5 protein-coding genes are annotated in these 7,964 nt (G+C 41.0%); 1 reads left to right on the top strand and 4 read right to left on the bottom strand.

The window, feature by feature from the left end; genetic code table 11:
• Positions 1-197: 197 nt before the first annotated feature.
• The 3 genes from D8Q48_RS10780 to D8Q48_RS10770 form a co-directional block, all read right to left on the bottom strand.
• Positions 198-1,715, bottom strand: coding sequence for a DUF5060 domain-containing protein (locus D8Q48_RS10780; RefSeq protein ID WP_117991373.1), 1,518 nt, complete (start codon positions 1,713-1,715; stop codon positions 198-200).
• Between the two features lie 72 nt (positions 1,716-1,787).
• The gene (locus tag D8Q48_RS10775) at positions 1,788-2,756 is read right to left on the bottom strand and encodes an alpha/beta hydrolase (protein WP_117991370.1); all 969 of its coding nucleotides are present in this window, start codon (positions 2,754-2,756) and stop codon (positions 1,788-1,790) included.
• A gap of 137 nt (positions 2,757-2,893) precedes the next feature.
• The gene (locus D8Q48_RS10770; RefSeq protein ID WP_172696990.1) at positions 2,894-4,429 is read right to left on the bottom strand and encodes a sialate O-acetylesterase; all 1,536 of its coding nucleotides are present in this window, start codon (positions 4,427-4,429) and stop codon (positions 2,894-2,896) included.
• A 177-nt stretch (positions 4,430-4,606) separates the two neighbouring features.
• Here D8Q48_RS10770 and D8Q48_RS10765 point away from each other — a divergent pair, with 177 nt between their 5' ends.
• Positions 4,607-5,272 carry a TetR/AcrR family transcriptional regulator gene (locus tag D8Q48_RS10765; RefSeq protein WP_121056457.1) on the top strand — a complete coding sequence of 222 codons (666 nt, stop codon included), beginning with the start codon at positions 4,607-4,609 and terminating at the stop codon, positions 5,270-5,272.
• Positions 5,273-5,441: 169 nt separating this feature from the next.
• Here D8Q48_RS10765 and D8Q48_RS10760 read toward each other — a convergent pair whose 3' ends face one another.
• Positions 5,442-7,919, bottom strand: a complete 2,478-nt coding sequence (locus tag D8Q48_RS10760; RefSeq protein ID WP_121056456.1) for a glycoside hydrolase family 2 TIM barrel-domain containing protein — start codon at positions 7,917-7,919, stop codon at positions 5,442-5,444.
• Positions 7,920-7,964: the final 45 nt, after the last annotated feature.

Raw genomic sequence — 7,964 nt, 5'->3', positions numbered from 1 at the left:
AATATTTAATTCCACGTAACAAACGAATTGAGAAATATAAAGAAAAATGGTGTGCATAGAAAAACGACCGCGCATTTCGTACGATCGTTCATCAGCACTTTATTTTAGTTATTTAACTTGTCTACTTGACAGGAATCAGATCAGAGTTTAATGGCTTTTTTCAAAAGCCATTAAACTCCGTCCCTATCTGGTCCATCTTACTGGTTCACTCTTGTTGCAAGCACCGCGATTCCCTCTTTACCAGGCAACGTAAGCAGTACCTTTCCACTTACTTTTTCTTCTACAACTGTCCGTGTCATATCCCACACATCAATCATTTCTACTTTATAGAAATGTTCTTTCGGCAGACGAATCGCCGCCACTCTCGGACGCTGGTTTCCAAAATATTTGAGATAAATATTTTCCTTGTAGTGTCCGGTATACGCCGCGCTTTTCCACTTGAGGTTTTCGGATTCTTCTGGTGTCAGTGACTGCATCAACTGAACAAATGGTGGGAGTTCTCCCGGCACAATCTGTTCCGTGACGTTGTTGAACTCTTCAAACATCGGTTCACTCCACGGCTCTAAAGCATCTTCCAGACCATACATAAAGTCTTTGAGAAATGCAATTCGCTCAGGACTTTCCCCATGCAATGTTCCGCCTTTTGCCCACCAGAGAACTTCATCTTCTGAATAATATGTCTCACCATGTGTTGCAAATGCTCCCACCGCACATGCTTTCCAGAATCGGTTTACCATCTCAAATGCAGAAATATTTCCCCATTCATGTTCAATGTCACCTTCATAACAACACTCATCGAAAATTACCGGTTTTTGATATTGATTCCACCAGTCGGCTGCCTTATGCATCGCATTGGTCTGAAGACAGCAATGTGTAATCGCAGGTCTCGAGAAATCGTAAATCTTCATTCCATTATGATTGCTGAGCAAATGATGATACGGATCATTTTCTGTAATCATTTTCTCAATCTCATACCAGTCTTCCATCTTATGGTTAAACAGGAAGTCATATTCATTTGCCATGCTCCACCAGATATACGGATAAGCCGCAAGTCTGCGCATAGTATACTCAACATATACTGCAATCTCTTCCATTGTCAGAAATGCAAATCCCCATCGATCATAAGAATGCATCAGAATCAAATCCGACTCAATTCCCATCTCGCCTAATCTTACAATATTCTCTTCCAGATGTTTCCAATAAGCATAGCAGGGATGGTTTACATCCCACTTTCCGTCTGCATCTTTTTCAAACGGATAATACTGTGGATCATTGTGATTGAAATCATAACTCTTCGGGAAAATACAATGACGCACCTTATTAAACGGAGCCTTTTCAAGTGTCTGAAATGTCTCTTCAATCAGTGACTCTTCCTGATGTACCAATGCATAAATCGTTGTTCCAAATGGAAGGTACTTTGTTCCATCCTGATATGTAAAATGATTACCTTCTACCTGTACCATTCCATGGCTTTTTTCAGAAGATGTACACTCTTCACTGCCCTCTTCTGACACTACACCACTTACTTTCCATGTATAAGTTCCCAGTTTTTGTGGTAGAAAACGCACTTTGTAATTTTTATTTCCGTCATAGAACCCTTTTACCTTCCAGGTATCCTCACCACAGGTAAATTCTGCTGTGATATCTGTAAGTGCCTCAGATTCTTCTGGCTGTGGACCTTCAAAACTCAATTCAAACATCTCGTACTGTCGCATTTTTATATTCTCCCTGTTTTCTAATTTATATAACGCAAACTTACTGCTCTCACAATCTTATTCCAGTTGAAATTATCCAATTATTCCCGTTTCCAACATTTCCTCAAAAGCTGTCTTTTCCGGTAAGTCAAATGAAAATCTCTTCTCCAGCCAGCATCCTGCCAGATCTGCCCATTTTGCTGCATCTGGATATACCTGTGATTTTGCCGCTGCAGTAGACTGTGTAGCAAGTCCCAGTCCGTGCGGACCTTCCTCGAACACATGCAGTTCAAACGGAATCTTGTGTTCTGCCAATGCATGTGCCATACGAAGTGAATGCTGTACAGGAACCAGTTCATCGGAAGCTGTTGCCCACAAATACATCGGAGGTGTATTCTCTGTCACATGTCTTGCCGGACTGACTTCATCCAAAAGTTCTTCTGACGGCTCAGCTGTTCCTAAAAATGCTGTATTTGACGCTTTGAAAAATGCTACATCCATCGGGCTTCTTTTTTCTGTATTATCTCTCATGAAAATATAGTCGCTTAATGTATAGCCAAGAATTGCTGCTGCCGGACGGAATTTTTCTTTGTCTTCATGGAAGTACTCACTGATTGTATCTGTATGCCAGTTTGTTGCATACATAGCAGCATTATGTGCTCCTGCTGAGAATCCGCACACTGCAATCCGATCTGCATCAACTTTCCAAGCTTTAGCATGTTCACGGATGATCAGCATCGCCTGTCCAATCTCTCTCATCTGTGTCGGGTACAAACACTCTTCTTTTACCGGAAGTGGTTTTGAAATATCTGGGAATCCACCTGCATTCCCACCCATATAGGTAGAATATCTCAGAACAAATGTATGATATCCCATCGATGCAAACTTCATAGCAATTGGCTCTGCCTCACGATCAGAACAGCTCATATATCCACCACCTGGACAAATTAAAATTGCAGGTCTGGATTTTCCGGCAAGCATCTCCGGTGAATCTTCCAATACATATGTTGTTAATGTAACGTCTTCTCGATTTTCATATAATTTGATTACTTCTGTTTTCATCGTAATACACTCCTCCCTTTTTCTTTCATTTTAATTAAAAATATATCTTTATACTATGTAGATTCTTTTTGTAAATCCGACATTTTTTTGCATTGTCTTATATTCCATATTCTACACACATTTACTCATAACAAACCTCAAATATCTCCATCCGTTTCAAATGGAATAGCCGGAATTCCTGCTGAATTATATAAATTCACCTGATACCATGAAGTTCTGGCAAATTTCACCTCTAATGGTTCGTCCTCAACCTGTTCCATCTGCAATACCAGTTTATTTTCCGCTACGGTAAATGTATAAGCATTTTCTTCCTCTCCTGCAAATACATGAAGTCCTTCCACCTTATTACCTTTTACCACGATTCCGTCACCAGCATTGTTCCATGTAATCGTAACAATATTTTTCTTACGTGTGACAGATTCCATCCGCGGTGCATCGGCAAGAATGTCCTCTCCATATGCATATTTTCTTGCAAGAAGTGCCAGTCTCTCTCCAACTACTTTCTTATTCTTTGGATGGATATCGATCTGCTCTCCTGCATCTGAGATTGAACAAAGATGAACATTCGCTACCGTATCTGCGGTATCCTGCTGACACTGGCGGATGATCGGATATTCATTTTTTCTGTCATTATCCATCCATTTTTCAAAGCCCGGAAGCTGCACAACCATAAACGGTAATGTATCATCTCTCCACAGTGTTCTCCAGTCTGAGATCAAACCGGACAGCATGTCTTTGTAAAATACATTCGTCCCCGGAGTATCGTCATCACTTTCTCCCTGATACCATAAAAATCCGCTGATTCCGTATGGCGCAATTGTCTTTACCATGTGCTCATACAGACTTCCCGGTATGCTTTGCGGCATCATTATCGAAAGATATTCCTGCAAGTCCATAGAATTGGCAAATTGTGAGAAAAACGCCTGTACCTCTTCCTCACTTCTTGTTCTTGGGAGTACGAATTCTGTAAACGGATCTGCAAACATATTTCCTCTGTCATTCATCGGATTCCCATGCCGCTTTTTCCAATACTCTTCCATGTCCAATTTTGCAACCTGATTCTCATAATCTTCTATCCATGCCGGTCCAACTTTCTTCACAGTCTCTGGATTCATCCACGCACACGCAACCGTACCGCCCCAATTACAACCTATGATTGCAACCGGCACATCTAACGCTGATTCCAGTTCCTTTTGGAAATAATAGCCGACTGCCGAAAAATACTCGAGATCCTCATTTGTCGCCTTTCTCCAAATAGCCTGCCTACTGTAGTCAAATTCTTCTAATTGTCCGTCATAGCACACTTCCGGCACATCATAAAAACGTAATCTGGAATTCGGCATCTCTTTCATCGCCTCTTCTTTGTGCTTTTCATAACGCATCCAGAACTCCATATTAGACTGGCCGCCTGCCACCCATACTTCACCGATTGCAACATCTTCATACTGCAACTGTTCTGTCTCTGTAAAGATACGCATCACTTCGCCCTCTGAAGCCTGAAGCGCCGGAATCATAACTGACCACACACCATCCTCACCTGCGACAGAGCTGCCTCTCTGTCCTTGAATTTCTACATTCACAGTCGTTCTTGAATCACTTTGTCCCCAGACACAAACTTCTTTTCCTCGCTGGAGCGTCATTCCATTTTGAAATATCTTTGCCGTCTTTAACACTTTTTCCTCCTGTCCGAATAGGAAATCTCTATTCTTTTTAGCTTGTTTTTGCACTGTTAAATCACTTAACATTATGTTAACTCGTTTTTTCTTGAAATACAAGCACTTTTCTACTTTACGAATAACTTTCTTTACTGTTATAATAAAAAATAGAAACTATAGAAAAGAGACGATATTATGGATCAGACTGCTTATTTTAATCAAATGCGTGAAAAACGTAAAAAAGAAATACTATCTGCTGCGCGGAAGATGCTGTTAAAGGATGGACCAGCTTCATTTACCATGCAGAATCTTGCCAAAAAGCTGGATATTTCCACCGTAACTTTATATAAATATTTTAAAAATATGGACGATGTCATGTCTACACTCAAAGATGAAATTATTCCGCACACAGTTGCACAGACTTTAGATGCAAATGATTCCTTAGCACTTTCTCAGACAAAAGGCTCTGCTTTAGAACAATTTCTATTGCTGTTTCATTCCTTTTTAAATGAGATTTTTAAACACAAAGATGACCTCACTTTACTGCTTTTAATCGAAACATATACACAGGATACTCCTGTTTCTAAAAGGCAGTCTGATACGATTACTCTATATTCAGAAGCTCTTGACAAACAGGCGGAACTTCTTCTAACAGAAGCTCAACAGAACGGAGAACTACGGCAAGGTATTGACCTTCCTCTCTCACTGTCATTTGTTCATCGTCTGGTACTTTCTACCTTGCAGCACATTGGCCTTTTATCGGCACGGGAGTTTCGAAACCAGAAAGATGAACTGCAAGAGTATATTGATGAAATTATAAACATGTTGCGTACATATCTTTCAGATTCTTCTAAAGCATAGATACATTTTGTAATTGCAAAGAAGGAATGTTTTTACGGAATTTTTCCTGGCAATGACATTCCTTCTTTTCTTATTTTAATCTGAGACCTTTCTCTTTACCATGTAGATTTTTTCTATAAATCCTGCATTTTTATACAGCTTTATTGTTCGCACTACGCGTGAACAGTAACTATACAGTCTCAATCTCCACTTTGGCATTTCCATAAGCCTTTGATGTAAATGACACTGTAATCTTTCCTTTTTCACCATTTCCTCTGACAGCTGCCCGCAATCTTCCCTCAAATGGTCGTGCTTCTGTATCGAAATAATTTTCTTCCGATTCTGGATCTGCGCTTCCATAGCCAAGTATGCTTCCTGCTCCTTCAATCGTAATGCAGACTGGCTCATTTGCACTTAGATCTATGTTGCCATTTCCATCCTTTACACTGATTTCCACATAACAGATATCACTTCCGTCTGCCGGAATCTGAGTACGATCGTTAAATGCTTCCAGACGAAGATTATTTTCCGCCGTTATAATCTTGTTTCTTCCGACTTCTTTTCCGTCTGTATATACAATGGTTTCCAGAACTCCCGGTTCGTACGTTGTCTCAAAATATGTGACTGCTTTCTTCTGTTCCCCTACTTTTTTCCGTTCCACACAAGTTCCGTTTACATACAGTTCTGCCTCCTGAGCATCTGCATAAACTTCAACTGTTACCGTTTTTCCCTCATAACCTTTCCAGTTCCAGCTATTTACAGCATCTGTCATCGTCCAGTTTGTAAGGTTTTTCCTTTCTCCATGATGCTGTGGTGGCTGTACAGCAATATATGGCATCTTTCTCAGTCCCCATATAATTTCTCTCCAGTAAGAAATCACTCTTCTGCCTCCCAAAAGGTTCATGTCACCACAGTAAGCCGCTTTATAAGGGTATGGAGCGTAGAATTCCATTCCTTTTTTCTCTCCATATGTGATTTTTCCAATACCTGCTTCCCCTAGATAGTCCCACGCAGTCCATGAGAAATCTCCAATAACATTTGAATATTTTTCTACCAACGGCCAGTTCATATCCAGACTCTGCGGTGTTGTCTCTGATCCAACAATAATTCGATCCGGATACTTTTCCCGATCACTTTCGTATCTGCATGCAGCATAATTGTAGCCCGCTATATCCACCTGACCAAATGCTTCTTCTGTCGCTTTTCCTGCAGTTTCTCCAGCAACAATCCGGTCCATAAATGCAGCAAAATCTGTCATCATGCTGTTAATTTCCTGCTGTTCTGCACCAGAAGCTTCTTCTTTTTTCTGCACTTCCTGTGCATTTTCTGCTGCCATGCCAGCCATGATCTCGCCCATTCGATCTTGTATACTCAGCACAAAGTTCACGCTGTTTGTCACATATCTGGTGTCATCCAGAGAACGAATCTTGTCTGCGATTTTCTTTCCCATTTGTACATCCAGTTTATTTCCACATTCCGGAATCTCATTTCCTATAGAATACATTACTACACACGGATGGTTATAATCCTTCCAGACCATGTTTGTAACATCTTTCTCCCACCATTCTGTCATGACCATTCCGTAATCAAACTCGCCTTTTGTCGTGGTCCATACGTCACTAAATTCATCCATGACGTACATACCAAGTCTGTCGCAGGCTTCAAGAAGAACCCGGCTCATTGGATAGTGGGAGCTTCGGATTGCGTTATATCCTGCCTCTTTTAATCTTCTGACACGCATCTCCTCCGCATGAGGAAATTCTGCCGCCCCGATAATGCCATTGTCGTGATGAATACATCCACCCCGAAGTTTTACGCTTTTACCATTAACTCGCAAACCATGTTTCACATCTAACTGAAGTTTACGGATTCCAAAACTTCCGCTTTCTTCATCCAGTACTTCTCCCTGTTCTGTCAGCTGCACTTTATACTGATACAGATACGGATGCTCAACATTCCAGAGATTCGGCTGATCCACATACAACATCATCCGATATGATTTTTCTCCATATTCATCGATTGTAACCGGCATCTTATTTTCTGCTGCCACTTTTCCCTGTGCATCTATCAGCTGCAATTTTATCTCAGCCTCTCGGACTTGTGTACCATGGTATTCCACCGGAAGTTCTGCACGAATCACCGCCAGATCCTTTTCTGCCTCTACTGTCGCAAGGCGGACTCCCTGCGGTGCCAGATGCAGCGGTTCTGAAACCATAATATTTACATCTCTGTAGATTCCACCGCCGGTATACCAGCGTCCACTCGGTACTGCATTTTTCACAACAACTTTAATCGTATTCTTCTGTCCGGCATGCACATATTTGGTAGCATCCACATAAAAATTTCCATATCCATATGGATTTTTTCCTGCGAATGAGTTATTGATATATACAAATGCATTTTGATAGATTCCTTCAAATTCCAGCCATACACATTTTCCTGCATCCTCTGCCGGAAGCTGGAATTCTTTTATATAGTGATAGTTTTCTTCCCGAAAGAAACCGTTTCCACTTCCACCTGCTTCTTTTGGATCACGCGGGCGAAGAATAGACGCATCATGCGGAAGCGTAACCACTGTTTCTTCTGGATTTCCATCTTCCATCGTCTGCAGCGCACTTCCACTTCCCATATAAAAATTCCAACCCGTATTAAATTTAATTTTCTTCATCTCTTTCTCCTTTCTCAAGATGGTTTATTTCTCTCCCTGTCAATT

Source organism: Ruminococcus sp. B05, assembly GCF_003628495.1.
Lineage (GTDB): Bacteria > Bacillota > Clostridia > Lachnospirales > Lachnospiraceae > Schaedlerella > Schaedlerella hominis.
Note: the sequence above shows the minus strand (reverse complement) of the source record. Positions and strands in the feature narration are given on the sequence as shown.